Below are 26,715 nucleotides of genomic sequence, written 5' to 3'. Positions count from 1 at the left end.
TTATCCCCATACTATACCACATTCCCTAATATCCTCCACAGCGGATGGGCACCAGCGGACGCTTCTGGTATGATGGTAGAAAGGAATACACAGGAGGCCTCAGTGACATGCAATCATTTGGTGTGGCACTACACACAGATAAATATCAAATCAACATGATGTACGCCCATTGGGTGAACGGAACACACAATCAGAAGGTCGTTTTCGAAGCATTTTTCCGCAAACTGCCTTTTGGAAACGGATACGCCGTATCTGCCGGATTGGAACGAATTGTTTCCTATATTAAAAATTTGCGTTTTGAAGAAAGCGATCTCAAGTATTTGAGTGAGCAGGAGGAGAACTACGATCCGAAGTTTTTGGAAGAGCTGCGCCAGCTTCGTTTTAAGGGCTCGCTCTACTCCGTGAAGGAGGGAACCGTGGTTTTCCCGAACGAGCCGCTGATTCGTGTAGAGGGGCGTGTCATGGAGGCACAGCTGGTTGAGACGGCCCTGTTGAACTACATGAACTACCAGACGCTGATTGCGACCAAAGCCTCGCGGATTAAAAACGTGGCGGGCAATGATGTTCTTATGGAGTTCGGAACAAGAAGGGCGCAGGAGGCAGATGCTGCGCTGTGGGGGACGCGGGCAGCCTACTTGGCTGGCTTCGACGCGACCTCGAACATGCTGGCAGGGAAAATGTTTGGCATTCCGACAAAAGGGACGCATGCTCACTCATGGGTACAGAGCTTCGAGAGCGAAGAAGAGGCTTTTGAGCGGTTTGCGAAAGCACTTCCTGGACAGGTCACTCTTCTGGTTGACACCTACGATACGCTGAAAAGCGGTGTACCGAATGCGATTAAGTTAGGGAAGCGAATGGAGAAGGAAGGCAAGAAGCTGGCTGCTGTAAGACTGGACAGTGGCGACTTGGCCTATTTGTCCATCAAAACGCGTGAAATGCTCGATAAGGCCGGACTGCCCGACGTAAAAATTGTCGCTTCCAACGACCTCGATGAGCACACAATTATGAACCTGAAAGTGCAGGGAGCCCGTGTGGACAGCTGGGGAGTGGGAACACAGCTCATCACGGCAGCGGATCAGCCGACGCTCGGAGGCGTATACAAGCTGGTGGCGCGTGAAGGCGCGAACGGAGAATATCAGCCGACCATCAAAATTTCCGGGAATCCGGAAAAAGTCACAACGCCGGGCATCAAAGATATGTACCGATTGATTGATCCGGAAACGGGCAAAGCGATCGCTGACTACTTGTGCTTCCCGCATGAAACAGCAGTCGAAGAGGGAGCACCTCTCCATTTGTTCCATCCGAGCCATACGTATTTGAGCAAGAATTTGGAGAACTACCAGGCTGAGTCGCTGCTCATTCCGGTATTTGTGGATGGGGAACTGGTCTATGAACTGCCGACCCTCCAAGAGATTCGCACCTACCATCGTGAGCAACTCAAGCTGTTCTGGCCTGAATACTTGCGCATGCTGAATCCAGAGCATTACCGCCTGCACATCAGCGAAGAGATGTGGGAGACGAAAACAAAGCTGATGAAGGCGTATTTAAAAAAATAGGAGAAAAACGTCTGATGTGTCGTGAGGATGCATCGGGCGTTTTTTATTTGTTTACCAAAAATAACACAATAATGCGAAAACAAAGAAAATAAATTGTCTGAATTTACTTTCATCGTATATAATTACTCCATTCATCCTTTAGCTCTGTGCCAAGGTGATGTAGAAAACGAGTGTGAAAAGTATTGGGGAGGAAGAGAGATGCTTAATACTGTAGAGAAAGAAAACCTGAATCCATACGAAATTGTGCAGAAACAGATTGATGCTGCGGCGGCATTGTTGGGATTGCGGAGCGATGCTGTAGAAATTTTAAAGCGACCCAAACGAGTATTGGCCGTCAGCTTTCCTGTCAAGATGGATGATGGCAGCGTGCGTGTCTTTGAAGGCTACCGATCTCAGCATAATGATGCGGTAGGACCTACCAAGGGAGGGATTCGCTTTCATCCGGATGTGACAATGGATGAAGTCAAGGCGCTCTCCATGTGGATGTCATTCAAATGTGGCGTGGTTGGCCTTCCCTATGGCGGCGGAAAAGGCGGCGTCATATGTGATCCCCACGAATTCAGCAAAAATGAGCTGGAACGAGTCAGCCGAGGTTTCATGGAAGCCATTGCTGATATTGTCGGACCTGAGACAGACATACCTGCACCCGATGTGTATACGACCCCACAAATCATGGGCTGGATGATGGATACGTACAGTCGATTAAAAGGCACCTATTCTCCGGGAGTGATCACTGGAAAACCGCTCTCTGTCGGCGGCTCCAAAGGAAGAAACGAAGCGACTGCCCGGGGATGTGTCTTTACCATATTGGAGGCGCTAAAAGATTCTGGACGCAAGCCGGAGCAAACAACTATTGCGATTCAAGGCTTTGGCAATGCGGGAAGAATAGCAGCGAGGCTTTTAACAGAGCTGGGCTTCAAAATCGTGGCGGTCAGTGACTCACGCGGAGGTATTTATGATGCTGCTGGCTTGGACATCGAAAAGGTAGGCCAGTTAAAAGACGATGCCACTATTTTGGAGTATGTAGGTGGTACGGTCATCTCTAATGAACAGCTGTTGGAGCTGGAAGTGGATATTCTGATCCCGGCTGCGTTAGAAAATGTCATCACAGCAGCGAATGCCCACAACATTCAGGCCAAATGGATTGCAGAAGCAGCAAACGGACCTACTACCCCCGATGCTGACGCCATTTTGCGGGAAAAAGGGATTACCGTGATCCCGGATATTCTCGCGAATGCAGGTGGCGTAACCGTTTCTTATTTTGAATGGGTGCAAAACCTGATGAATTACTACTGGTCCGAGGTTGAGGTAAACGAAAAGCTGCAAACGGCCATGATTAACGCTTATCGCGCCGTGAAAGAGCTCTCTGATCAATACAAGGTGGACTTGCGCACGGGAGCTTATATGATCTCGCTTTTGCGAATTACGGAGGCTATGGAAGCACGCGGCTGGATTTAAGGGAAGAGACCTCTTGCAACTTGCTTGCAAGGGGATTTTTTCGTTTTCCCCTACGGATTAGCAGGAAGGCGAGTATTTTTGTCGAATTTGTCGGATTATTGTTTTTCTACCTGTGTTCAAAGGATGGAAAGGGGGATCTTTATGCCAATCAAATTGCCCGACGAATTGCCTGCAACGGAAATACTCGCCCAAGAAAATATTTTTGTGATGAAGGATAGCCGTGCCTTCACACAGGACATACGACCGCTCAGGATCGTCATTCTCAACCTCATGCCAGTGAAGGAAACAACAGAAACACAGTTGCTCCGCCTCCTGGGGAATACACCGCTACAGGTGGAGATCGTGCTTTTGCACATGTCCAGTCATACGTCCAAAAATACGTCAGAAGAGCATTTATCGATGTTTTATAAAACGTTTGAGGAGATCCGTGACCAGCGATTTGATGGCATGATCATCACCGGAGCGCCAGTGGAACAGCTCGAGTTTACAGACGTCACGTATTGGCAGGAGCTGACAGAAATCCTCGATTGGAAAATGGAGAACGTCACTTCGACCCTGCATATTTGTTGGGGAGCACAAGCGGGTCTTTACCACCACTTTGGCGTTCCGAAGCATCCCTTGCCAGAAAAAATGTTCGGAATCTTCCCTCATACACTCAATAAGCAAAATGTGAAGCTGTTCCGCGGATTTGACAGTTACTTCCACATCCCGCATTCCAGGCATACTGAAAATCGCAGGGAAGACATCGAGCAAGTGCCCGAATTGGAGATCTTGTCCGAGTCTGATGAAGCAGGGGTTTACATCGTAGCGACGAAGGATGGCAGACAAATTTTTGTGACAGGACATTCCGAGTATGATCCGACCACTCTGCAAGATGAGTATCAGCGGGATGTGAACAAAGGCTTGGACATTGCTGTTCCGCGTAATTACTATCCAAAGGACGATCCAAGCCGCGAGCCCATTGTCACTTGGCGCGCGCATGCGAATTTGATGTTTTCCAACTGGTTAAACTATTACGTTTACCAAGAGACACCGTATGATTTGAACAACAACAAGCGATAGCAACGCAGCAGCCATCCGAGGTGATTCGGATGGTTTTTGTTTGGCCCAGTTGACGTAATAAATGGCAACAGGTAGTGTGAGAATAATCGCGCAGGAATATTACCGGGAATTCAAGCAAGATGGGAGTTTTGTAGGATGAAAAAAATCATGAAACAAGATCAGGACGTCACCAAGCAGCATAACAAGCAAATGATCCTCGACATTATCAAAAAGCAGAGACCGATATCGCGTGCAGAAATCGCAAAAATTACGCGGATGAGTGCCACCTCGATTGGGAGATTTGTCAGTGAGCTGTGCGAGGAAGGACTGATTCGAGAGACAGAGCTTACTTCATCGGGTGTAGGCAGGAAGGCAATTATGCTCGACATCGAGCCGGGGGCCATTTATACAATCGGCGTGGACATGGCAAAAAAGCGCATCAGCTTTGGAATCATGGACTTTAGCGAAGCGATTATTGCACAGCATCGGATGGATCATAAAACACAGGATTCTACACCGGAAGAAACGGCTGAACTGATCTGTAACGAGATCGAAGGGATGCTCAACCAGACAGGCATTCCGCTAGAAAAAGTGGTCGGGATCGGCATTGGAATGCCAGGGGTGATCAATTATGAGCGAGGGATTGTTCAGCTATCCACTACGCTGGATTGGAAGGACGTAGCGTTCGCCAGCCTGATTGAAAAAAGGCTGAAAATCAAAACCGTTATCGACAACGATTTGAAGGTGAAAATCCTCTCGGAGTACTTGTACGGATCTGCCAAAGGGTCGAACAAGACAGCCTTGATCGGCATTGGCACGGGTATCGGTTCGGCATTGATTATCAATGGCGAAGTGTTTCGCGGGGGCTCCAATAGCGCAGGAGAGCTGGGGCATACAACGCTCGATCCGAATGGGAATCTGTGCGAATGTGGAAAGCGCGGATGCCTGCAAACATACATAGACGAAAATTCTTTGATCATGGAAGCCCGTCGCGTGAAGGATGTCAATGATGTCCGACAGGTGTTCGCGGCGGCGAGAAACGAAGAGCGCTGGGCGAAGGAAATCGTCTCCCGTACCGCATTGTACCTCGGAATCACGATTAACAATATTGTGTGCATGTATAATCCAGATACCGTGATTGTAAGCGGTGATTTGGTGGAGAATTATCGCGAAATCATTGACTTGGTCGAGGAGCATAGCGATCAAGTGATCTGGGAGCCATTCAAGGGAAAATTTCGCGTCATTCCTTCTGAATTGAAGGGAGAGGCGATCGTGATGGGAGCTGGAGCTCTGGCGATGCAGCACTTTGCTCCATTGGCAGGGAGATGGGCAGAAGAATCATGACTATCTTTGCCATTTTGTATTCAACAAGTACAGCTGTTTAGCCGATATAGGAAATGGTGGAAAATGAGAGAGGAGAGGGATGTGAGCATGAGAAACTGGCAAAAAGGGATGCTCGCTACGGCTGTTACTGTTGGGCTTATCTTTTCCAGTGTCGGCCAAGTACCGGCATTGGCAAATTCTGCGACGACAAGTACGCAGAAGAAGATTTCCAAGCTTGTGGTTGATACGAAGACAGTAAAATTGAAAAAAGCGGGGACACAGCAGTTGAACGTCCGCGTGCAATACACGGATAAAACAACGGAAGACGTCACACAGCAAGCGGAGTGGACTTCCTCTGACAGTGACATTGCAACCGTTGAAAAAGGCTTGGTCACAGCAATTAGTTCCGGTAAAACAAGAGTGAAAGCAAGCTTCGGGGGCAAAAGTGTGAATGTCCCTGTTGAGATCGATGTGATTTCCAAGCTCACTGCTGACCAGAAGAAACTGGCTCTTAGCGTGGGAGGCACGAAACAGGTAAACGCAACAGCAACCTTCTCGGATAAGTCTACTGCTGATGTAACGGCTCAGGCAGAGTGGGAAAGCGATGATAAGGAAATCGTAACGGTCACGAATGGATTGGTTACGGCAGTAGGCTCGGGCACAGCAAAGCTCAAAGTGAAGTACGGTGGTAAAAGCGTATCCATTCCAGTAGAGGTGGATGTCGTCTCCAAGCTGGACAGCGATAAGAAAAAGCTGTACCTGCGTCCAGACACTACCCAGTCAGTTACGCTGTTGGCTACCCTGTCTACCAAAGAAAAAGTAGATGTAACAAGCAAAGCCAAGTGGACATCTGACAATGAAAAAGTCGCTACAGTTGAAAACGGAGTTGTGAAAACCGTAGGCTCTGGCAAAACGAGAATCAAAGCAACTTACGGTGGAAAGACAATCTCGATCCCTGTAGAGTCTGCTGTCATCTCCAAGCTGGAATTTGACACGAAAAAGGTCGCACTTAAAATCGGCGAATCAAAAGATTTGAAAGTATCTGTTACCTATACTGACAAAACCAAAGTCGATGTCACAACCGATGCAGACTGGATCTCCACGAACAGCTCCGTTGTGACTGTAGCGGATGGCAAGATCACGGCTGTGAAAGAAGGTCGTGCAACGATTGCGGCGACGTACAATGGAAAAGTTGTAAAAATACAAGTAACCGTGAAGTAACTCACGCTGGAGGAAAAGCCAGGGCGCGACTGCGTACCTGGCTTTTTCGCATACTCCCGCCTGTGGTAATCTGTAGCTAACGCTTTTGATTGGACGAAGACGGAGGGCATCATGGATATTCGACAGCTGCATTACTTTGTGGAAGTAGTCAAACATAAAAACTTTACGAAGGCCGCGCAATCCCTCCACGTCTCTCAGCCTTCTATCAGCAAAATGATCAAGGCATTGGAAGAAGAGCTAGAGGTAGTTCTGCTGGATCGGACGGAGCGGAAAATGGATCTGACAGACGCAGGGGAAATGGTCTACAGCTATGCGACCAAAGTGTTGCAGCTGATGGAAGGCATGGCGTCGTCGATTGCAGAATTGCGAAATGTCGAGCGTGGTCGGGTCAAACTGGGCATGATGCCAACGGTGGGTTCTTTTCTCTTGCCGAATGTGATCGCCTTGTTTAAAAAGCAGTATCCTGGCATCGATATCGAGATGAAGGAATACAGCGCCAAGCTGCTTGAAATCCAAATGGAGCAAGGAAGCATCGATGTGGCATTAACCGTTCTTCCAACGGATCAGGAGAAATTTGTGGCGGTTCCCTTGCTCGCAGAGGACCTCGTCGCGATCGTTCATCGGGAGCATTGGCTCGCGGGAGTCGACGAGGTGAGCTTGGAACAGCTCAAGGACGAGGCTTTCATATTGTTTACCGAAGAGTACGCGATGCATGATGTGGTGCGCCAAGCGTGCAAGCTGTCCGGCTTTGAACCGAAAGTCGCTTATATGAGCTCTTTATGGGATTTTGTCGGAGAGATGGTGGCTACTCAACTGGGGATATCACTTATTCCACGCTCCATCGTGAGACGCTTGAACAACAGACAATTGCACACCGTCAACATTTCCTACCCGGTGATTGACTGGCAGTATGCCCTGATTTATCGAAAAGAAGGGTATTTATCGCATGCGACAAAGGCTTTCATATCATTTGTAGAGAAAATGTACGGCTATAACCAAATGGAATAGAAATGATGATTTTTATGTATTGTACGAATGGAATCGAGACGGCTTAGAATGAAGGTAACTCGTTCAAACAGTAACTTTTTGAACAACCTTTGTAGAGCAACTGGGGTGGTCTCGATGAAAAGATGGTTCTCCATCATCGCACAAGTTTTGCTTTTGTTCGGCTTCACTTGGATTGGGAAATGGGTAAGCTCGTTTTTTCACCTTCCTGTTCCCGGCAGTCTGATCGGACTCGCGCTTTTGTTCATTTGTCTATATACCGGCTTGATTCGACTACAGTGGGTGGAAGCAGGAGCGACTCTGTTATTCTCGCAGATGATCCTGTTTTTCGTACCATCGCTGGTCGGGATGATGCAGTATCCATGGTTGATAGGAATAAAAGGATTGCTGGTGCTTGTGGTCGTCGTGAGCGGTTGTGCGCTTGTGATGATTTCGACAGGTGTTGTTGCTGAGCGCATGTTCAATCGTGGAGAGGTGAAACAGCATGATCCTGTGGAAAACGTCTAGCGTGCTCCTGACACTGGTTTTCTTCTATGCAGCCAAACGGTTCAACAAGAAAAGACCGTCTCTGCTGTTTTCCCCGGCCATATTGGCGCCGATTGGCTTGATTCTGTTTTTGCTTTTCGCAGGCATTCCTTATCAGGTGTACAGTGAAGCGACCTCTCTCATTAGTGAGATGATGAGCGTAGTCACAGTGGCGTTTGCGATTCCGTTGTACCGAAATTGGTCGGTGTTAATGGCGCATCGCCGGATGATATTGACGAGTCTCGCTACGGGTTCCCTTATTGCCATCCTTGCAGGAGTATCTACGACGATGCTAGTCGGATTGGGAAAAGAAGCGGCGATTAGCGTCATTCCTCGCTCGATTACTCTGCCGATTGCGGTGAGCGTAACCGAGGCGATTGGCGGAATGCCTACGATGACGGCGGTATTCGGCATGCTGACCAGCTTCGCAGGCGTTTTTCTAGCTCCCAAAATCATCAAAAAGATGAAGCTCCGTCATCCTGTTTCCATCGGTTTGATGTACGGAATGGGCGCACATGCGTTGGGGATGGTAAAAGCGTTTGAGCGTGGGGAAACAGAAGGAAGCAGTGCGACTTTGGCTGTAATCGCCGGAGCGATGATCACAGTAGTGTGGGCGTTTACCTTTCTGCCCGTGATTATGTCGTGGCTGGCTGTGTGAAGGAAGGGGCTGTTAGATAGCCCCTTTTTGTATTACAATAAACGTATAAAAATAAAATTAAATGAATAAAAATACATGAGATAGTGGTGATCAAACATGAGAATTGAATCATTCTCTTTGCAACAATACGAGGACGTCATTCAGCTATGGCAACGAGCCGGATTACAGCTTTCTTGCTCGGATACACGTGAGGGATTGCGTAAAAAGCTGGAGCGAGACGCAGAGCTTTTCTTGGTGGCAATGAATGAGGAGGAAAGGATGATAGCAGCTGTAATGGGCAGCTATGACGGACGGAGAGGATGGGTGAATCATCTGGCAGTCGATCCGGATTTCCAAGGACAAGACATAGGGAGCAGGCTGATGGATGAGCTGGAAAAGCGGCTGGCGAATATCGGATGTGAAAAGATTAACCTGTTGATCGAGCCGACCAATCATGGTGTACAAGCTTTTTACAATCAGCTTGGGTATGAGCGTGACGAACTAATTTTCATGGAGAAGTGGATTGCTTCTGGTAATGGATAAAAATGGAAGTGTATCATGACCGCCTAAATGCTGGCGAAAGGTGTATGATAGAGGACAAATAAAAGCTTCATAACTCTTTCATCTTGGCAGGAGGCAACATGAGACCGCTATATATCGTCCTATTACTCTGTACTAGCTTCCTTTGGGGAGGAAATTTTGTTGTCGGTAAATTTCTTGTCGGGCATGCGTCTTCCTTGACGTTGACCAATTTGCGCTGGCTTATTGCTGTTGTTTGCTTGTTGCCAGTTGTTTGGATACGCGAAAAGCGGATTTTTCCCACACGAGAGGCACTTCTTCCTTTGATCGTGATGGGAGTGACTGGTGTAGCCCTCTTTAATTTATTTATGTTCTGGGCACTTGAGCGGACAGACGCGACCAATGTCGGGCTATTGTCCACGCTGAATCCAGTTTCGATCGCGATTTTTTCCTTTTTGCTGATGGGCGATAAAATTCGACCGTTGCAGATTGTCGCGATGCTGATCTCGTTTACAGGCGTGCTTGTAGTGATGACCAAAGGAGACTTCGCCCACTTGTCCCAGTTGCATTTCAACACGGGCGATTTGTGGATGCTCGCCGCTGTCGCCATGTGGGGGATTTACTCCGTATGCGCGCGGTGGGCGATGAAGACCGTCTCGCCGATGATGTCCACGCTGTACTCGGGGATTTTCGGTGTTGCGCTGATGCTGCCCTTTAATGTCACTACATTTACGATCAGCAACACAGACTGGACGTTCTGGCTGTCGCTGTTCTACGTTGGTGTCATGGCGACTGTCGTCAGCATGGTGTTGTGGAATATCGGTGTACAAAAGGTTGGCGCAACCTCAGCAGGTATGTTCCTCAATTTCAATCCTATTTTTACGGCCATTCTCGCATTTCTTTTGCTCGGAGAGCGTATGACCATCATCCAATTACTCGGAAGTATAATCGTCATTGTCGGATGCTATATGTTCTCACGCTTAAAGCACGTCTCGCCCCCGACACCACATACAGTCAAGCAAGCACAAGGCTAAAAAGGAAATCCCTCGTCTAGTTAAAAAAGCGGGGGATTTTTTGGTAAATAGGGCATTTATATAAAATAAATTTACCAGAGTGCAAATTAGGCACTCTGCAATTGCCAACCCCCGCCACAAGCTCTATGAGAGACGAGGCGGGGGTTAACGGTTTAACTTCTATGGTTCCTCATTTGCAAACATCTCCAATGTAGCTATAAGAATGTCTTTCTTTTCAATATAGTAGTCTGCATATGGAGACGTTATTAGATTCATACCTTCAATCATTGTACAAAAATCCAAAACAGGTATAGGGCGTCCGATTCCTAGGGCAGCACCTACTGTCGATAGTAATGCCAGTAAACGAACCGGGTTCCATTCCCATTCCAAGAGTTGAAGAAGTTGGATGGCACTAGAAGCTCTTTTCGTTTGCTCGGGCGTATATACTTCGGGGAATCGCCCATCCGTCTTGTAGGCATGGAAAAACTCGTTGTAGTAAGCTTCTGCTGCGAAATCGATATCTCGGTACATTTCTCCAAAATCCGTGTAAGGTTGACTTTCGTTCTTCATTACTGCCAAACCAACCTTTCTCTTAGCATGAAGTCATTGTATCAGAAAAAATTAATCGTAATAGAGTAAAAACAAACCTCAACATCACAATTATGTTAGCGGAGAGGTTTGTTTTAGTTTTTACGAAATGAGAATATTCACTCGGAGAGTAAGTAAACATCCTAATCAAGTGGGTAAAGTTGATAAGCAATATAGAGGATACGGTGTCGGAAAAAAAACTAATCGAACAGGCTAAACGCTGGATGAAGGATGGCGGTATGACGGGAATCATGCTGGAGACTCAAAATAATAATGTCCGCGCATGTAATTTCTACGAAAGTTGTGGTTTTGTCATCGGAGGTTTCGATTCCTACGTCTACAGAGGTCTAGATAAAGATAGTGATGAGATAGCAATTTATTGGTATCTCATGCTTGACAGCGCAAAATAAGCAGCCGCAGTCTAAGACTTTATTTTTAAAGTCATAGTCAGCGGCTTTTTAAAATTGGGTACGAGTCTATATCTTATTTTGTACGACTGAAGATTTTTCCTGAAATAACTTCCGCCATATCAAGGTTCCCGTCTATTACTTTATTTTCATTGAACACAACATGGAAGTTTTAGAAGGTACCGATCAACGCCCAAGGCTAGTGAGAAGAAAAAGCACAGGGCTCGCAGACCTTGACAACGCCTACCCAGTCGGAGCTACAAAAAGGGGTCCACGCTTGTCGAACACTTCTCCCTCGAGAATCTTCCGCCCGTAGGGTGGCTTTGGCTCGACGGTCCCCTTTTTGTAGTGGAGACGACCAGTGAATCTCCCCGGCTTGGCGTGTCAGAGTCGAAGAGAACTGTGCTTTTTCTTCTCCACCACTATGTTGACTCATGGTTTTTTAGTCGATCACGTGGACATGGGCATTCGCATACAAATAAGAAGGACAGTGTGTGAAGGGGAGGTTGTATATGATTGTCATAGCGGGGAGACCAGCTAATCCCGCCTCGTTGGCCACGGAATGGGGATTAAATCCGGTACAGCGTGAAACGGTAGCGATTCTGGTACGAAGTGATGAAGTATTTGAATATCCGACTCCTGAACTCCTGCAATTTGAACTGAAGATGCGTGATCATCTGGTGAGGTCTGCCTTGGCACTGCACGAAAGCGGCCTGGCCTTTTCTACTTTTGAAGAATCCCGTGCCAATCCAGCTTACTGGATACGAACAGACCAGGGCGGATTTCGCTTGCGACCCGGAGTGCTGCCATCCAGCGGGATTATCAATATTTTTCTTGAGGGCCAAAAATACGCCACGGAGTGCGCTACGGCGATGGTCATTATTATTTATCATGCAGTCCTACAGTCCATTCGTTTACCGGATTTTGAGAGAATGTTTGCAGACATCTTGCTATATGACTGGCGGTACGATCAGGATCTGGACTTGCAAACATTAAGGACAAATACCTTCTTGCCAGGTGATGTGATTTATTTTGCCAATCCTGATTACGATCGCGCGACACCGCAGTGGCAAGGGGAAAATGCAGTAGTGCTCGGCAGTGGCTTGTATTACGGGCATGGTGCGGGGATCAAACGAGCGAATGAGATGGTAGCGTTTTTGAATGAACAACGAAGAGAGGGAGCAATGAGGTCTGCCTATCTGGTCAATCAGGCGACTCGGCCTGGTTTCTCCTACCTGTTTCCGTATGACAACGGTCGTTCAATCATGCGAGTTTCCGGCAATCCGTTACAAGCGAGCAGTCGAATCACAGCGCAGATCGGTTCTTTGTCTTGGGAATGGTAAAACGAACAAAAGCCTCCTGCCATAAATGCGGCAAGAGGCTTTTTGAACAACCTCTATGATGGACAGGAGAATCGCTTCCAAGAAAACATAGACAGGTCAAGGGTAGATGCTCCTTCTACCAGCAGTTGGCTGGTCGCTTCCCCGATCGCACTGGCGAATTTAAAACCGTGCCCGGAAAAGCCTGCTGCCAATACAAGCTGTGGATGTTCAGGATGACGGTCAATGACGAAATGCTCATCCGGTGTCATGGTGTAGATGCATACCTTGCCTTGTCGCAATGGTCCGGCTGCTCCAGGCATATACGCTTCCAAAAAAGAACGGACATCTCCTTCGTCTGATAAATAGGTGCCAAAGGTACGTTCCAGTTTATTGGGATCGATGGCGTGTCCTCCGTCATGGCGCCCGATTTTTACACCACTGCCATCAAAGCTGGGAAATCCGTAGAACATGGAGTCATGAAGGCGAAAGATGAAAGCGGGAAAGCCATCCGCACTATACTGGCTCTCATCTGCACCAAACCAGGCGACCGTTTTGCGTGTAGGCACGAGCGGGATAGACAAGCCCAATGAGTCAAGGAGAGAACCATTCCAAGCACCAGCGGATAGAAGGACTTTATCGGCATGGTAGCTGGCGGATTCTGTATGCACGATGAACCCGTTTCCTGCTGGCTCCAACTGCGTGACCGGCGTGTTCGTCAACAGTGAAGCTCCGGAGGTGAGGGCGAGCTCTCGATAGGCACGAATGCCGTTTTCGGAATAAAGCACACCTGAAGTAGGCTCCAGGCACCCGTAGTAATCAGCAGATAGATTGATTCCTGGCCAGCGTTGCATGACCTCATCGGCACGGAGTACTTCCAAGGGCAGGGAGTACTGCTCAGCGCTCTCCCGAATTTCATTCAGGAAAGGACAATTCAAGGGTCCAGCGTTCAAAACCCCCGTTTTGGCGAAGATCGGCATACCGGATGCTTGTTCCAATTCTGACCACAACTGTTGCGCTCGCAACCCAAGCGGGACGTACTGCTTTCCTTCTCCGTATGCATGGCGAATGATACGGGTATCCCCATGATGGCTGCCCATCGTGTGTGGGGGATCAAAGGCATCGATCATGAGTGTACGCACGCCCTGCTTCGCCAGATAGTAGCCAGCTGCCATTCCCATCGATCCTGCTCCAACAATAATGACGTCGTAGTTTTGCATCATCAGTCCTCCATTCCGCTTATTTTCATCTATCTTACAGGAGTTTTCTGAATTGTGGATTTTAATTTTTGTGTAAAGAACCATTTTTTTGTGTGCAATAAGGTTTATTCCATCAGTTGGGAGGGAAAAGGAGATTACGCTATCATCATATGTCAAGAAAAGTGGTGTTTACGAAATGAAATGGACGATCGGAAAAAAATTGGCTAGTGCGTACGCGCTGATCCTGATCATCATGCTGTTTATGGGGATCACGACCATTACCAAGATGCAGCAGATGAATCAAAAGATGGTTGAAATGAATACGAACTGGCGCCCAGGTCTGGAAGATATTTTGAAGATCAACATGACGCTGGAAACCGTTTACGGAGTTACGCAAACCATGCTTACTTCTGAGAGCATGGATGACAAGAACAAGTACGCCAAGCAAGTCGATGACCAATTTGCCTATATGGACGGATTAGTGGCAAGCTATGAAAAAACGGCTTTTAGTGAAGAGGACCGTAACAATTTGGAAGGATTGAAGAAGGCGCTGAAAAAATACGAGGAATTCAATCCGCAATACGTGGCAATCGCCAAAAAGGTCGACATCAGAAGGCCAGCTACCGATGCAGACATGGCCGAGCTGGATCGCATTAAGAAAAAAGGCAGTGAATTGTTTTTAGAACGCAAAAAATATTTGGATGCAATGATGACGTATAACAGTGAGGGAGCACAACGCGCTGGTACGGAAAGTGCGCAACTGTATGAGTCGGTCAAGCGGGATCTGATTATTGTTATGGTGATCTCTGTCATTGCGTGTGTAGCGTTGGCTGTCGTACTGACGGCAAGCATCCGTCGACCGATCTTGCGTTTGATGGAAGAGATGAAGAAAGTTGCTGATGGCGATTTGCGTGTGGAGCCATTGGTTGTCAAAAGTCGTGATGAGATTATGGATCTGTCGAACTCATTCAATGAGATGACCAGTAGTTTAACGACTGTCATTCGTCAGGTAGGCGGAACTTCCGAGCAGGTAGCCGCATCTGCTGAGCAATTGACGGCAAGTGCCGATCAGACGAGCAGGGCTACCGAACAGATTGCTGTTACTGTTCAAGAAGTGGCAGCAGGGGTTGATCGCCAGGTAGCGAGTGTAGACAATGGGGCGAAATCCATTGATGATATGTCACGAGGAATTCGTCAAATCGCAAATAACGCACAGCAAACATCCAATATGGTGAGCGAAGTCGCCAACATGGCAGGAGAAGGGAACCAGTCGATTCAGGCAGCGGTTCAACAAATGAATGCGATCCACGCTTCCATGCGTGAGCTCTCATCCGTGATAGACGGTCTGGGTAATCATTCTCAAGCAATCGGAGAGATCATTGAGGTTATTACAGGCATTGCGGATCAGACCAATCTGCTCGCCCTCAATGCAGCGATTGAAGCAGCACGCGCAGGAGAGCAAGGCCGTGGATTCGCGGTTGTAGCCGATGAAGTACGGAAGCTGGCAGAGCAATCGGCTCAGTCCGCCCAAAAAATTGCGCAGTTGATCAGCACGATTCAGACAGATACAAAAGTCGCGGTCGAATCAATGGAAACAGGCACCCGGGAAGTACAAGAAGGAATTCGCGTCGTTCATCGTGCGGGTGAGACTTTCGGTCAAATTCAGAGCTCGATTGGCACAGTAGCTGACCAGATTCACGACGTGTCTGCATCTGCCCAGGAAGTGTCCGCCCATTCCGAACAGGTCGTACAAGCGATGGAGCTGGTCAGCGAAGTTTCCGACTTGACTGCTGATGGCACGCAAAACGTTTCCGCTGCTACACAGCAGCAGCTCGCTTCTATGGAGGAAATCGCTTCGTCAGCAACAGCTCTTTCCAATATGGCAGAAGAGCTGCAGCACATGATTCGCCGATTTAAGGTGTAGGTATATACCGTGCAAACGAACGCAAAAACGCCAACGTGATTTGGCGTTTTTTCTTTTCATGGCATTTTTTTAGAAAAAGTTAATCTTTAGGAAATAGTTCATTAAGAACAGGTTTAGTAGGAGTTTATCTCTACGGACTACGATGGATTCAGAGGTTTAACAAGCTATCTAAGCTCGGTACGCAACCGGGCTTGGGCCAATATCTCAATGACATAGCCAGGAGGAAGGTGCCAAAAATGTACAAACTCATTCTCACTGCAATCCCATTCGGAATGTTGTTGACTGGCTGCGTAGATGAACCGTCCGCAACAGCTCCGGCTGTAACGACCGCACAGCAGCAACAACTACCAGTAACACCACAATCACCGCAGCAACAGTCTCAACCAGTGAAAAAACCAACTCTATCTCCAGAAGAACTGAAAGAACGGAACAAAAAACTGCTCTCTGCCGCAGCTGAGGGCAAAACTGATGAAGTCAAGGCTAGTTTGGCAGCAGGGGCTGAGATAAACGCACAGGATGACCGTGGAAGAACAGCGGCAATGGTGGCAACACACGGCAACCATGTGGAAACAGTGAAAGTCCTTATTGAAGCAGGAGCTGACATCAATATTCAGGACGACCGGCAAGATAATCCGTTCTTGTATGCGGGAGCAGAGGGATATTTAGAAATCTTGAAGCTGGTTATCGATGCAGGTCCCGATACGAAGATTTACAACCGCTTCGGAGGAACACCTTTGATTCCAGCAGCGGAACATGGGTATGTGGCAGTAGCGAAGGAACTTCTTACCCGGACGGATGTAGACGTCAACCATGTGAACAATCCGGGCTGGACGGCGTTGATGGAAGCAATCGTATTGAACGATGGTGGGAAAAAACAGCAAGAGATGATCCAACTGTTAATCGACCACGGTGCCGATGTGAACATCCCGGATCGCGAAGGAAAAACACCTCTATATCGTGCAAAAGAACGAGGTTATCACGAGATCGTACAAATCCTGCAAAAAGCAGGAGCACGCTAATATGCAGAGGTAAGCGTACATTCACACTTCGAGCGCGATGGAAATAATCCTCGACTAGAATAAGTCGTAGCAAGAGTGATTCTAGTCAAAGGAGGCTATGTTCATGACAAGCCATACTACCATCCAGCCGAAGATTTTGTATTACGGAACTCCCGTCGTTCTGTTGACGACTGAAAATGAAGATGGAACAACGAATATCAGTCCCATTTCATCGTCATGGGCTCTGGGGAATTATGTCATTCTGGGACTCGGGTTTGGCTCGCATGGATTGGAAAATTTGCGTCAGCGGCCCGAGTGCGTTATCAATTTGCCGGATGCTTCCATGTGGCAGCAAGTAGAAGCATTGGCTCCGCTAACAGGCCGCAATCCCGTACCCGACTATAAAAAGGAGCTGGGCTTCCGCTATGAAGCGGATAAGTTTCAGGCAGCCAATTTGACTCCTGTTGACTCTGCTATCGTTCGTCCAAAGCGAGTGGGAGAATGCCCGCTTCAACTCGAAGCAGTCGTCCGCACAATCCGTTTTCCGGAATATGCCGACATGTTTGCGATTTTGGAGACAGAAGTGCGTCACGTCCATGCAGCCAAACAGATTGTCCAAAGTGCTCATCACGTGAACCCTCAAGCATGGAATCCGCTGATCTACAACTTCCGTCATTATTTTGGTCTGAGTGATCAGTTAGGCAAAACATATCGATCGGAAACGTAGAACGTTAAAAACGCCAAGTTTTTGGCGTTTTTGTATTTCTGCCTGTAAAATATGGTATATTAGGTATTACCTAATAAAATTAGTTAATACCGAAAATTTGAGGGGTGAAAAGATGCTTGTCTGGATGTTGCGAAAAGTAATGGCAGAAAGAGGAGTTTGGACGGGAGCCGCTTTAGCAAGGCTGTTAAAAGAGAAAGCAAATTACAGCCTGTCTCCAGCCTCCATCAGTGCTTTGCTAACCAGTCAGCCCAAACAAATGAAAGCCGAGACACTTGATGCACTCTGTACAGCTCTGGAGTGTACACCAAATGACTTGTGGGCATATACACCGCCTAATAGAGTGAAGGGAGCCTAAAAATATGGCAGTGAAACAAATTTTGCCTTTTGGAGACCCGATTTTGCGCAAAGTAGCCAAGCCAGTGGATGAGCTGAATGCGAAAACGTTCAAGCTACTGGATGAGATGGCTGAAACCTTATATGCCAAGGATGGCCGTGCTGGCCTTGCCGCACCTCAAGTAGGCATTCTTCGCAGGGTGGTTGTCATGGATTGCGGAGATGGATTAATTGAGCTCATTAATCCGGAAATCATAGAAAAGAGTGGCGAACAAATCGGAATGGAAGCTTGCTTATCTTTTCCGGGTTACTATGGCAATGTAAAGAGAGCCGAGCATGTAAAGGTAAAGACGTTGAACAGACAAGGCGAGGAAATGATCCTTGCTGGAGATGGATTCCTTGCTGTTTGTATGCAGCATGAAATCGATCATTTAGACGGAATTTTATTTGTGGATCATGTTCAGGAAAAATGGCTATATCATGAAAAAACAAGGCAAAAAGTCGATTTGCTGGATGTGATCCGCTTAACAAAAAAGACCTAACAAAAAGGCGTACCGATTCCATAAGGGAAATATGATAGTAGAAGGCCGTTTGTTCCAGATATCTGAAGAGCGGCATTATTACGTGGAGGAACATACATGGAACAACTACTGATAGGTAGCTTTCTTTCAGCCATGGCTACTGGTGTGGGCGCCTTGCCTATCCTTTTTTTCAAGTCGGTATCACATCGATGGCGGGATATATTGCTGGCGTTTACGGCTGGAATTATGGTGGCTGCCTCGACCTTCAGTCTGATTCCACAGGCACTTCAGAGCGCGCCATTTATTATTGTTTGCTTGGGAGTGCTAACGGGAACATTGCTGCTTACGGTGTTGGAAAGCATCGTTCCGCATATCGATCTGGAGCATACGAGAATCAACATTTCGATGGATTCGCAATCGCTGCTGATCTTGTCCGCGATTACCTTGCACAATATTCCAGAGGGCTTGTCTGTTGGCGTGAGCTATTCCAGTGAACAGTCTGGCCTGGGTGGCCTGATTTCTTTTGCAATCGGTCTTCAGAATGCACCAGAAGGCTTCCTGGTCGCTCTCTTCCTGATCAATCAGAAGGTCAGTCGCTTCAAGGCGTTTCTATTGGCAACGATGACCGGAGCAGTCGAAATCGTCTCTGGGATCTGTGGCTATTATCTAACCTCTGTGGTTCACGGGCTGGTGCCATATGGGCTTTCCTTTGCCGCTGGCGCGATGTTGTTCATCGTTTACAAGGAGCTCATCCCCGAAAGCCATGGAGATGGTCATGCTCGTTCCGCAACTTTTTCGTTTATCCTAGGACTTTTGGTCATGATTGGACTCGTTCAGTCATTCGGATGAGCGGTTTTTTTCAAAAAGCCTCACAAGTGAGAGCAAAAATTCCGAAACCATATATAGATAGATTTCGATTATGGAAGTAGGGAGTGTCACGATGGAAAAGTCTACCTTGATAGGTATAGTTTTAGGTATTATCGCAGTAGTAGTCGGGATGATCTTGAAGCATGCGAGTCCGGCGGCATTACTGAATCCAGCAGCATTTATGATCATCATCGTAGGTACTGTTGCTGCTATCTGTAACGCATTTCCTATGTCGGAAATCAAACGTATTCCTGCTCTTTTCAAGATAATTTTTAAAGAAGAAAAGCTCCCTGAAAAAAAAGAATTGATCGGTCAGTTTATGAACTGGGCTTCCATCGCTCGCCGCGAAGGATTGCTTGCACTGGAAAACACTTCTGATGAGATTGAAGATCCATTTCTGCGTAACGGCATGAAGATGATCATTGATGGTGGGGAACCGGATTTTGTTCGCGATGTTCTGAATGAAGAAATTCACGCCATTGAAGAGCGCCATCAGGCAGGGGCCCTCGTCTTTAGCCAAGCGGGAAGCTACGCTCCGACTCTTGGGGTATTGGGTGCGGTTGTCGGTCTGATTGCCGCCTTGGGTAACTTGAGTGACATCGATGCATTGGGTGTATCGATTGCGGCGGCTTTCGTAGCAACCTTGCTCGGTATTTTCACGGGTTACGTATTATGGCACCCGTTCGCGACCAAGCTCAAACGGAAATCAAAGGCAGAGATCGAAATCAAAAAAATCATGGTCGAAGGATTGCTCTCCATTCAAGCAGGTGTATCCCCGACTGCGATTGAACAAAAGCTGCTGGTTTACATCCCGTACCAAGAGCGTGCGGAAATGAAAGAAGAAATGAAGGAAGAGAAGAGGGAGGAAGGAGCTGCGGTAAATGGCTAAGCGACCAAAGAGACATGCTCATCATGAAGAGCATATGGACGAGTCTTGGCTAATTCCATACGCGGACTTGCTTACCCTTCTGCTTGCTTTGTTTATCGTGTTGTTCGCCTCTAGCGAGATGGATGCGAAGAAGTTCGACCAAATGGTTCGGTCCTTCAGCGTTGCTATGAACGGCGGTGTGGGTGTCATGAACTACCCGAGTCCGGTGCCGCTAGACCCGGAACTTCAGCAGCAAACCTTGCACAAAGGCGCACAGGAAGCAGAAAAACAGAAGACAGAAGAAGAAAAGCGTCTGGAAGAAGCAGTCCGCAAAGAGACAGAGGACTTGAAAAAGCTACAGACAAAGCTGGACGGATACATTCAGCAAAACAAGCTTCAGGACAAGCTACAGACTAAGCTCACCGAAGAAGGACTGCTGATCACCATTCTGGACAATGCATTGTTTGACTCCGGTAAAGCTGATCTAAAACCGGAAGCGAGAAAGCTTGCGAGCGAAATGGCAGGGATGCTGGTGCCGCACCCGAAAAAAGTGACCGTAACCGGTCATACGGACAATGTGCCGATTCGCCGTGCAGAGTTCCCATCCAACTGGGATCTCAGTGCCAAACGTTCCGTTAACTTCTTGAAGGTGCTTCTAGAAAACAAGAACCTAGACCCGACGAAGTTCAGCGCGACAGGCTTGGGAGAATACCATCCGGTAGCGCCGAATACGTCGGCAGAAGGCAGAGCGAAAAACAGACGTGTAGAGGTAGCAATCCTGCGTGATCTGGCTTCTCCTCCGAAAAATACTGTGAATCCGTAATAACGGAAAGGATAGCTTCCTTGGGAGGCTATCCTTTTTCATTTATAGTAGCTGTAGTGGAGGGGGAAAAAGCCCATTTCCAGTCTACGCTTCGGCCTACGCCCCGCAAGGGGTTAGACTATCCGCTCCGAAATAAATGGCGGGAGCGCTTCAAAACAGAAAACGTTATATCGTTTTTGTATGTGATAAAAGCTGAAAACCCCCGCCATTTATTTCGGAGCTAGGTAGGGCTCCAGAGGCGCTAGGACTGGAAATGTGCTTCTTCCCACGCGGCTTTTTCTACATCTTGAAAGTAGCATTCAAGGGGTCTATTCCTTTATTAAAAAAAGTAGGTGGAATCACAACAGTTCGCAGAGGAAACAGGAGAAATAAGCGAAGATCTTTGGACACACCTACCGAGGCGCAGTGAAAAAAAGAGAAACTGCCTTTAGCGTCCACCTCTGAGAAGCCCCCCTGAATCATCGACTTTGGACGCGGTTTCTCTTTTTTTCACGGAGCCGGGCACCCCATGCTCCCGCGCAGGTGTTCCAAGAATCTGAGCGTTTTCTCCTGTTTCCTCCCCACCACAGCAGCTAGTCAGAGGACGACTCCCCCAACGCCAGCTTCAATTGCGCCATCCGCATTTCGCCCCACTCATACATCATTTCCACAATGGGCAACAGAGTCATCCCCAGCTCCGTCATGGAATACTCCACGCGAGGGGGAACCTCCGGATATACTTCCCGGTGAACAATCCCGTCTTCGATGAGCTCTTTTAACTGATTCGTCAGCATTTTATGTGTGATTTTTGGAAACAACCGTTGCAGCTCGCTGAAGCGATGCGGGCCTTCTACTCCTAAATGCCACAGGATCACGACTTTCCATTTTCCGCTGAACATAGACAAGGTCAGCTCCTTGGAACAGGTGAAATCACCGTTTTTTATTTTTTCCAAGGTTTCTTTCCGCAAATCGGACATAGTTTTTCTCCTCACAATCTATCTTCGGTGCAACAGCTCTAGCAAAGTAAGCATTCTTATGTTGCGCCTCGCTCCCTTCCATCATAAACCGTGCGGGATGATTTTTCATTGAGTTTTCCGGTTCATCTTGACAGCGTTCATGAAAATGAAGATAATAAACATAATAACTAAGTAAACAACTCGGAATACTAAAATAAAAGAGGTGAGTTCTTTGGAACGGATTTTGCAAATACCTAGCGACACGATTTCGTTAACGGCTACCTTGCATGAACCTACATGCACAACAGGCAAGACCAGAGTGAAATACCCGTTGGTTGTCATTTGCCATGGCTTTATCGGCAGTCGGATTGGAGTGAACCGCTTGTTTGTAAAAGCTGCCAGAGAATTAGCTTCACACGGTTTTGGCGTACTGCGCTTCGATTACGGAGGCTGCGGGGAAAGCGACGGGGATTATGGGGCAGGTGGTTTGGATGTCCTGCTTGCGCAAACACGTGATGTTCTCGACCATGTTTTCACGCTGGAACAGGTAGATAAGGAGCGTGTCTGCCTGTTAGGGCATAGTCTGGGTGGTGCGGTCAGTGTGTTGACGGCGAGCCAGGATAAACGAATACACTCGCTCATCCTATGGGCACCAGTAGCACGCCCCTTCGAGGATATCGTTCGGATCGTGGGGGAAAAGGAATACAAGGAAGCAGTTTCATACGGCAAAACGGATCATTTGGGCTACGGATTGGAAAAGCGCTTTTTTCAGTCGCTGGGTACGGCTTTACCGTTGCGTCAAGCCAAGCAGTTTGAGGGCGATGTGTTAATCCTGCATGGCAATCGGGATGATGTCATTGCGGTGGATGCCATGTTCCATTATGAGCGAGAGCTGCATCTGCGGAGACGGGGGAGCTGCGAAACAGAAGTAGTTGTAGGAGGAGACCATACCTTTTCCTCGGCGGACAGCTACAAACGCTTGATTGCCAGTACGATGAGCTGGCTGGCAAGATTGCAGGAGAAGGAAACGGTAGCAGTATAAGAAAAAGGGATGGCCCTGATGACGGGCTATCCCTTTTTGGCGATATTGGCTTTGATTTCGTTCAAGAGCCCGCGGCAACCCGCATTCACCAGGTCATACACATAGGTGAATCGCCCGGTATAATAAGGGTCCTCCACATTTTGTTCCTGGACAGAATCGGCAAAGTCTAGCAGACGATACACCTTTTTCCCTGACGGCGCCATCTGCTTGAGTGCGGACAAATTTTCTTCATCCATGCAGACGATATAGTCGTACTCCGAGAAGTCCTGTGTGACAATTTGGCGAGCACGCAGTGTGTCATGCGCAATCCCATTCTCGGTCAACACCTTTTGTGTACCTTTGTGTGGAGGTTCACCTGCGTGCCAGCCACCGAGCCCCGCTGAATCGATGGATATTTCCCCTGCCAATCCCTCCGCCTCTACGAGATGGCGAAATACAGCTTCGGCCATGGGTGATCGGCAAATATTGCCCAGACAAACGAACAAAACGGTTGTCATATGTACGTTCCTCTCTTCCTGTGTGGATGCTTCTGTATGTTAGAATACCATAAGGAGGCCATTTGCAATGAAAACATATCTGTACCGCATACGTTTTGTCGTGGCTGTTATTGTTGTCACCGTTTTACCGATTATCATTACCGGAATCGTATTGGTAAAATCGGCAGAGCAGGCTTTACTGGCGGAAAAGAAACAAAAGCTAATCGCCATCACGCAGCAGCTGGATTTTGCGCTGTCAAAAGATTTTGACACAATCGTCGTGGAAGCTGGATTAGAAAAGGCGGAAAAAGAGCACAAGCTTCAAGCATTAAACGAGAAAATGCAACCGCTTACAGATCGGATCGCTCTAGCCCACTCGGGAATTGGCGTCGGCTATTATTCCGCAGCTCTCGATTCCATCGTGACGTATGGACCCAGCAATGAAATGAGCTTGTACATAGGACAATCGATTAGCGAAAACCATCCGGGTCGCAATGTCATGCAGACGCGGCAGATTGATGTAGTAATCGGCGAACAAGTACGCGGCAACATCATGAACGCCATGGTTCCACTCATTCGCAATGATCAAGTGATCGGCTATGCTTGGGCGAATGAGCTCATGTCTACGATTGATATACAACTCGCGGGAATGCGACAAAGCATTTATGCGATTTTGGGCATTGGCTGTATGATCGCAGCAGCGGCCAGCGGTTTGCTCGTCCATCGCTTTGAAGTGATTTTGTCAGAGATCAAGTCAGGACTGAAGCGGCTTAGCCAAGACCTTTCCTTTCGTTTAAGGAGAATGGACGGCGAGCCTGGAGAAATTACAGGTGCCATCAACAATCTGGCGAGTGATTTACAGGCTAGCCGTAGCCGAACGGAGACAATCATGAATAGCATGGACAGCGGGGTCCTCGCGTTGGATCAGAGCGGGCACCTGATTGCATGGAATGAGACAGCGATACATATGATTGGCTTCACGTCCAGTCGAGCAAAGGGGATGCATTACACGGAAGTTTTTACAGAGAGTGAGGCTCTCCTTCATATCCTGTTAGATACGCTACAAAACGGTCAAGCCATCCGGGATGCTATATGGCGCCATCAGCATCCGGACAGGGGCGTACTCTGGCTAAAGGTCAGCTCTTCTATTTGGAAAAATAACGCAGATGAAGTGCTGGGGGCGATCGTCGTGCTCGAGGACCGCACACAATGGCGGAGAATGGAGTCAAGGCTGGCTCAAGCCGAGCGGCTGGCGGTTATAGGTGAGTGGGCGACTAGCATTGCCCATGAGGTACGCAATCCGTTGACGGCTATCAAAGCCTTCGCCCAGATCATCGAGGAAGAATGGCCAAAAGACCATGCTTCTCGGGAATACACAGGGATCATTGTGGAGGAAGTCGAGCGTCTGAACCGTTTTACTGACGAGCTCTTGTTATTTTCTCGTCCCAATGAAGAGTCGAACGTACCTGTGCGCGTGCAAGAGGTAATCCAGCACACGCTCAAGCTGATGGAACATGTCGAGGGCTTTAGCGGAGTGAATGTACAACTTGTGTGTCATGAGGATATTCCTGCCGTGATGTCTTCACCAGAGTTGTTAAAGCAGGTGTTTTTGAATATATTGCACAACGCACTGCAAGCAAAGCCAATGGAAGGTCGTATTCAGATTGAAATCAAAAACATAAATAATGATGTGCATGTCCAGGTAACGAATGACGGTTCGCCTATTGCGGAAGAAAATCTGCTGGCTATATTCGAACCGTTTTTCACGACGAAGCAAACAGGTACGGGACTGGGACTGGCGATCTCCCAACGGATTGTACAAGCGTATGGCGGACATATTTTTGCTCAAAATACCCCCGAAGGCGTTTGCTTCACTGTCGTACTGCCGATTCGGGCAAAAGGAGGATTGTCATGACGAGCAAAGTGCTGATCGTAGACGATGAGGCCAATGTGAGAAAGGCATTGTCAACTACGCTGCGCAAAATGGGATACGAGCTCTTGGAGGCTGGCAGTGGAGTAGAGGCTTTGGAGCAGGTCGAACGCTTTTGCCCGCAAGTCATGCTTTTGGATCTGCGTATGCCTCATTTAGACGGCATGGATACATTGCGCCTCCTGAACGAGAAAAAGGGAAGGCACCCGAGGGTCGTGATGATGACTGCCTATGGTTCTGCCAGTGACGTCATGGAGGCAATGAAGCTGGGAGCATTTGATTATGTGCAAAAGCCATTTGACTTGGGGCAGGTCAAACAAGTTGTTGCTCATGCACTTACACAGGGAGAGCCGCTTGAGCAAGGCGAAGTCGGGAAAGTCCTACAGGAGGAGCATGCGAATCCAAATGGAACCAGCTTGATCGGCCTGAGTCCGGCTATGCAAAACGTGTACAAGCTGGTGGGAAAAGTAGCGATGTCTAAAGCCACTGTTTTGATTGAAGGGGAGAGCGGAACAGGCAAGGAGCTCATTGCAAGAGCGATCCATTCCAATAGCCCCCGGGCGGACAAACCGCTCATTCCTGTCAATTGCGGCGCGATTCCTGAAAATTTGCTGGAGAGCGAGTTGTTTGGATATGAACGAGGTGCATTTACAGGTGCCGTTCATCGCAAGCAAGGGTTGCTGGAGCTTGCGAATGGAGGTACGTTGTTCCTTGACGAAGTAGGAGAACTAAGCCTTTCTTTGCAGGTAAAACTGCTGCGGGTTTTGCAGGATCGCGTATTTATGCGAGTAGGCGGCATCGAGGCTGTATCGGTTGATGTCCGTGTGATTGCTGCTACCAATCGTGATTTGCAGGAAAGAATTCGCCAGGAGCTTTTCCGCGAAGATCTATACTACCGGCTCAATGTCGTTCCGATTCGCATGCCGCCACTTCGTGAGCGAAAAGAGGACATTCCTTTGCTTATCCGTCACTTTCTCGCCAAATATGGAAAAGAGGCAGGGAAGCATGACCTCTGCTTGTCCGCTGCTGCCACGGAAGCGCTAATCGCCTACCACTGGCCAGGCAATGTGCGTCAGCTGGAGAATACGATTGAACGGGCTGTTGTTTTGACCAGAGGAGCAGTTATCGGTCACGAGCATGTCTTGTCCCCCATTCAGGAAAACAAGATGAGCGAATCGACCCTAGGCCTTGGCAAAATTAGTTATGAAGGAAGAACTTTGCGGGAAATCATTGCTCAGGTCGAGCAGGAAGCAATTGCTCATGCCTTGCGCAAAGAACGCGGCAACAAGCTACAGACAGCGAAAAGGCTGGGCATATCACGGCGGGCGCTGCTCTACAAGCTGCAAATGTACGGATTGGATTCGGCAAAAGGTGAAAGAGACTAATCGCCCGATGTGCGCAAACAAGTGTCATACTGTGCAAAAAGTAGTCAGTAGAGTAGAGCAATCGATTTGAAAACG

26 protein-coding genes and 1 pseudogene are annotated in these 26,715 nt (G+C 48.1%); 23 read left to right on the top strand and 4 right to left on the bottom strand.

The features are described from left to right. Window positions 1–107 precede the first annotated feature (107 nt). The 10 genes from C7R91_RS19720 (at window position 108) to C7R91_RS19675 (ending at window position 10,319) form a co-directional block, all read left to right on the top strand. Window positions 108–1,556 (top strand): nicotinate phosphoribosyltransferase, encoded by a 1,449-nt coding sequence (locus C7R91_RS19720; RefSeq protein ID WP_047073430.1) that lies wholly within the window; start codon window positions 108–110, stop codon window positions 1,554–1,556. Window positions 1,557–1,754: 198 nt separating this feature from the next. Further along, window positions 1,755–3,014: a Glu/Leu/Phe/Val family dehydrogenase gene (locus C7R91_RS19715; RefSeq protein WP_047073432.1), complete on the top strand. Its 1,260-nt coding sequence runs from the start codon at window positions 1,755–1,757 to the stop codon at window positions 3,012–3,014. 141 nt (window positions 3,015–3,155) lie between these two features. Then, the gene (metA, locus tag C7R91_RS19710; protein ID WP_047073434.1) at window positions 3,156–4,076 is read left to right on the top strand and encodes a homoserine O-acetyltransferase MetA; all 921 of its coding nucleotides are present in this window, start codon (window positions 3,156–3,158) and stop codon (window positions 4,074–4,076) included. Window positions 4,077–4,223: 147 nt separating this feature from the next. Next, complete coding sequence (locus C7R91_RS19705; protein WP_236697961.1) at window positions 4,224–5,399, top strand: ROK family transcriptional regulator; 1,176 nt, start codon at window positions 4,224–4,226, stop codon at window positions 5,397–5,399. 87 nt (window positions 5,400–5,486) lie between these two features. Continuing rightward, window positions 5,487–6,599, top strand: coding sequence for an Ig-like domain-containing protein (locus C7R91_RS19700; protein ID WP_047073436.1), 1,113 nt, complete (start codon window positions 5,487–5,489; stop codon window positions 6,597–6,599). A gap of 111 nt (window positions 6,600–6,710) precedes the next feature. Beyond that, a complete protein-coding gene (locus C7R91_RS19695; RefSeq protein WP_047073437.1) occupies window positions 6,711–7,607 on the top strand; it encodes a LysR family transcriptional regulator in 897 nt (298 codons plus the stop codon). A 114-nt stretch (window positions 7,608–7,721) separates the two neighbouring features. Further along, entirely contained in the window at window positions 7,722–8,111 is a 390-nt protein-coding gene (locus C7R91_RS19690; RefSeq protein WP_047073439.1) for a CidA/LrgA family protein, read from the top strand. Further along, window positions 8,089–8,787 (top strand): LrgB family protein, encoded by a 699-nt coding sequence (locus C7R91_RS19685; protein WP_047073441.1) that lies wholly within the window; start codon window positions 8,089–8,091, stop codon window positions 8,785–8,787. The genes C7R91_RS19690 and C7R91_RS19685 overlap by 23 nt, the downstream gene beginning before the upstream one ends. A gap of 96 nt (window positions 8,788–8,883) precedes the next feature. Continuing rightward, on the top strand, window positions 8,884–9,309 hold the full coding sequence (locus C7R91_RS19680) for a GNAT family acetyltransferase (protein WP_047073445.1): 426 nt from the start codon (window positions 8,884–8,886) through the stop codon (window positions 9,307–9,309). Between the two features lie 98 nt (window positions 9,310–9,407). Then, window positions 9,408–10,319 carry a DMT family transporter gene (locus C7R91_RS19675; RefSeq protein ID WP_047073447.1) on the top strand — a complete coding sequence of 304 codons (912 nt, stop codon included), beginning with the start codon at window positions 9,408–9,410 and terminating at the stop codon, window positions 10,317–10,319. 159 nt (window positions 10,320–10,478) lie between these two features. Here C7R91_RS19675 and C7R91_RS19670 read toward each other — a convergent pair whose 3' ends face one another. After that, on the bottom strand, window positions 10,479–10,868 hold the full coding sequence (locus C7R91_RS19670) for a hypothetical protein (RefSeq protein WP_047073754.1): 390 nt from the start codon (window positions 10,866–10,868) through the stop codon (window positions 10,479–10,481). A gap of 178 nt (window positions 10,869–11,046) precedes the next feature. Here C7R91_RS19670 and C7R91_RS19665 point away from each other — a divergent pair. Both C7R91_RS19665 and C7R91_RS19655 read left to right on the top strand, forming a co-directional pair. Continuing rightward, window positions 11,047–11,296 (top strand): annotated as a pseudogene (locus C7R91_RS19665) (GNAT family N-acetyltransferase); the annotation flags it as partial. Between the two features lie 509 nt (window positions 11,297–11,805). Beyond that, window positions 11,806–12,636, top strand: coding sequence for a protein-glutamine gamma-glutamyltransferase (locus tag C7R91_RS19655; protein WP_047073449.1), 831 nt, complete (start codon window positions 11,806–11,808; stop codon window positions 12,634–12,636). Window positions 12,637–12,689: 53 nt separating this feature from the next. On the opposite strand, the gene solA is transcribed toward C7R91_RS19655, so the two are convergent. After that, on the bottom strand, window positions 12,690–13,832 hold the full coding sequence (gene solA / locus C7R91_RS19650; protein WP_047073451.1) for an N-methyl-L-tryptophan oxidase: 1,143 nt from the start codon (window positions 13,830–13,832) through the stop codon (window positions 12,690–12,692). Window positions 13,833–14,007: 175 nt separating this feature from the next. Here solA and C7R91_RS19645 point away from each other — a divergent pair, with 175 nt between their 5' ends. The 8 genes from C7R91_RS19645 (at window position 14,008) to motB (ending at window position 20,872) form a co-directional block, all read left to right on the top strand. Then, window positions 14,008–15,735 carry a methyl-accepting chemotaxis protein gene (locus C7R91_RS19645; RefSeq protein WP_047073453.1) on the top strand — a complete coding sequence of 576 codons (1,728 nt, stop codon included), beginning with the start codon at window positions 14,008–14,010 and terminating at the stop codon, window positions 15,733–15,735. Window positions 15,736–15,971: 236 nt separating this feature from the next. Beyond that, complete coding sequence (locus C7R91_RS19640) at window positions 15,972–16,754, top strand: ankyrin repeat domain-containing protein (protein ID WP_047073454.1); 783 nt, start codon at window positions 15,972–15,974, stop codon at window positions 16,752–16,754. A 103-nt stretch (window positions 16,755–16,857) separates the two neighbouring features. Beyond that, window positions 16,858–17,460, top strand: coding sequence for a flavin reductase family protein (locus C7R91_RS19635; RefSeq protein WP_047073455.1), 603 nt, complete (start codon window positions 16,858–16,860; stop codon window positions 17,458–17,460). A 112-nt stretch (window positions 17,461–17,572) separates the two neighbouring features. After that, complete coding sequence (locus C7R91_RS19630; protein ID WP_007722000.1) at window positions 17,573–17,815, top strand: helix-turn-helix domain-containing protein; 243 nt, start codon at window positions 17,573–17,575, stop codon at window positions 17,813–17,815. Between the two features lie 4 nt (window positions 17,816–17,819). Beyond that, window positions 17,820–18,335 (top strand): peptide deformylase, encoded by a 516-nt coding sequence (def, locus tag C7R91_RS19625; RefSeq protein ID WP_047073457.1) that lies wholly within the window; start codon window positions 17,820–17,822, stop codon window positions 18,333–18,335. Between the two features lie 96 nt (window positions 18,336–18,431). Continuing rightward, the gene (locus C7R91_RS19620; protein ID WP_047073459.1) at window positions 18,432–19,163 is read left to right on the top strand and encodes a ZIP family metal transporter; all 732 of its coding nucleotides are present in this window, start codon (window positions 18,432–18,434) and stop codon (window positions 19,161–19,163) included. A 91-nt stretch (window positions 19,164–19,254) separates the two neighbouring features. Beyond that, the gene (gene motA, locus C7R91_RS19615) at window positions 19,255–20,070 is read left to right on the top strand and encodes a flagellar motor stator protein MotA (protein ID WP_047073461.1); all 816 of its coding nucleotides are present in this window, start codon (window positions 19,255–19,257) and stop codon (window positions 20,068–20,070) included. Further along, complete coding sequence (gene motB, locus C7R91_RS19610) at window positions 20,063–20,872, top strand: flagellar motor protein MotB (protein ID WP_047073463.1); 810 nt, start codon at window positions 20,063–20,065, stop codon at window positions 20,870–20,872. The genes motA and motB overlap by 8 nt, the downstream gene beginning before the upstream one ends. Window positions 20,873–21,444: 572 nt before the next feature. Here motB and C7R91_RS19600 read toward each other — a convergent pair. Further along, entirely contained in the window at window positions 21,445–21,828 is a 384-nt protein-coding gene (locus tag C7R91_RS19600; protein WP_047073464.1) for a winged helix-turn-helix transcriptional regulator, read from the bottom strand. 202 nt (window positions 21,829–22,030) lie between these two features. Here C7R91_RS19600 and C7R91_RS19595 point away from each other — a divergent pair, with 202 nt between their 5' ends. Further along, window positions 22,031–22,849 carry an alpha/beta hydrolase family protein gene (locus tag C7R91_RS19595; protein ID WP_083995200.1) on the top strand — a complete coding sequence of 273 codons (819 nt, stop codon included), beginning with the start codon at window positions 22,031–22,033 and terminating at the stop codon, window positions 22,847–22,849. Window positions 22,850–22,875: 26 nt separating this feature from the next. On the opposite strand, the gene C7R91_RS19590 is transcribed toward C7R91_RS19595, so the two are convergent. After that, window positions 22,876–23,346 carry a low molecular weight protein-tyrosine-phosphatase gene (locus C7R91_RS19590; RefSeq protein ID WP_047073467.1) on the bottom strand — a complete coding sequence of 157 codons (471 nt, stop codon included), beginning with the start codon at window positions 23,344–23,346 and terminating at the stop codon, window positions 22,876–22,878. A gap of 67 nt (window positions 23,347–23,413) precedes the next feature. Here C7R91_RS19590 and atoS point away from each other — a divergent pair, with 67 nt between their 5' ends. Continuing rightward, window positions 23,414–25,240 (top strand): two-component system sensor histidine kinase AtoS, encoded by a 1,827-nt coding sequence (gene atoS / locus C7R91_RS19585; protein ID WP_047073469.1) that lies wholly within the window; start codon window positions 23,414–23,416, stop codon window positions 25,238–25,240. Then, window positions 25,237–26,640 carry a sigma-54-dependent transcriptional regulator gene (locus C7R91_RS19580; protein ID WP_047073471.1) on the top strand — a complete coding sequence of 468 codons (1,404 nt, stop codon included), beginning with the start codon at window positions 25,237–25,239 and terminating at the stop codon, window positions 26,638–26,640. Before atoS ends, C7R91_RS19580 begins: the two co-directional genes overlap by 4 nt. Window positions 26,641–26,715 lie beyond the last annotated feature (75 nt).

It is taken from the genome of Brevibacillus formosus (assembly GCF_003013405.1).
GTDB classification, from domain to species: domain Bacteria; phylum Bacillota; class Bacilli; order Brevibacillales; family Brevibacillaceae; genus Brevibacillus; species Brevibacillus formosus.
Note: the sequence above shows the minus strand (reverse complement) of the source record. Positions and strands in the feature narration are given on the sequence as shown.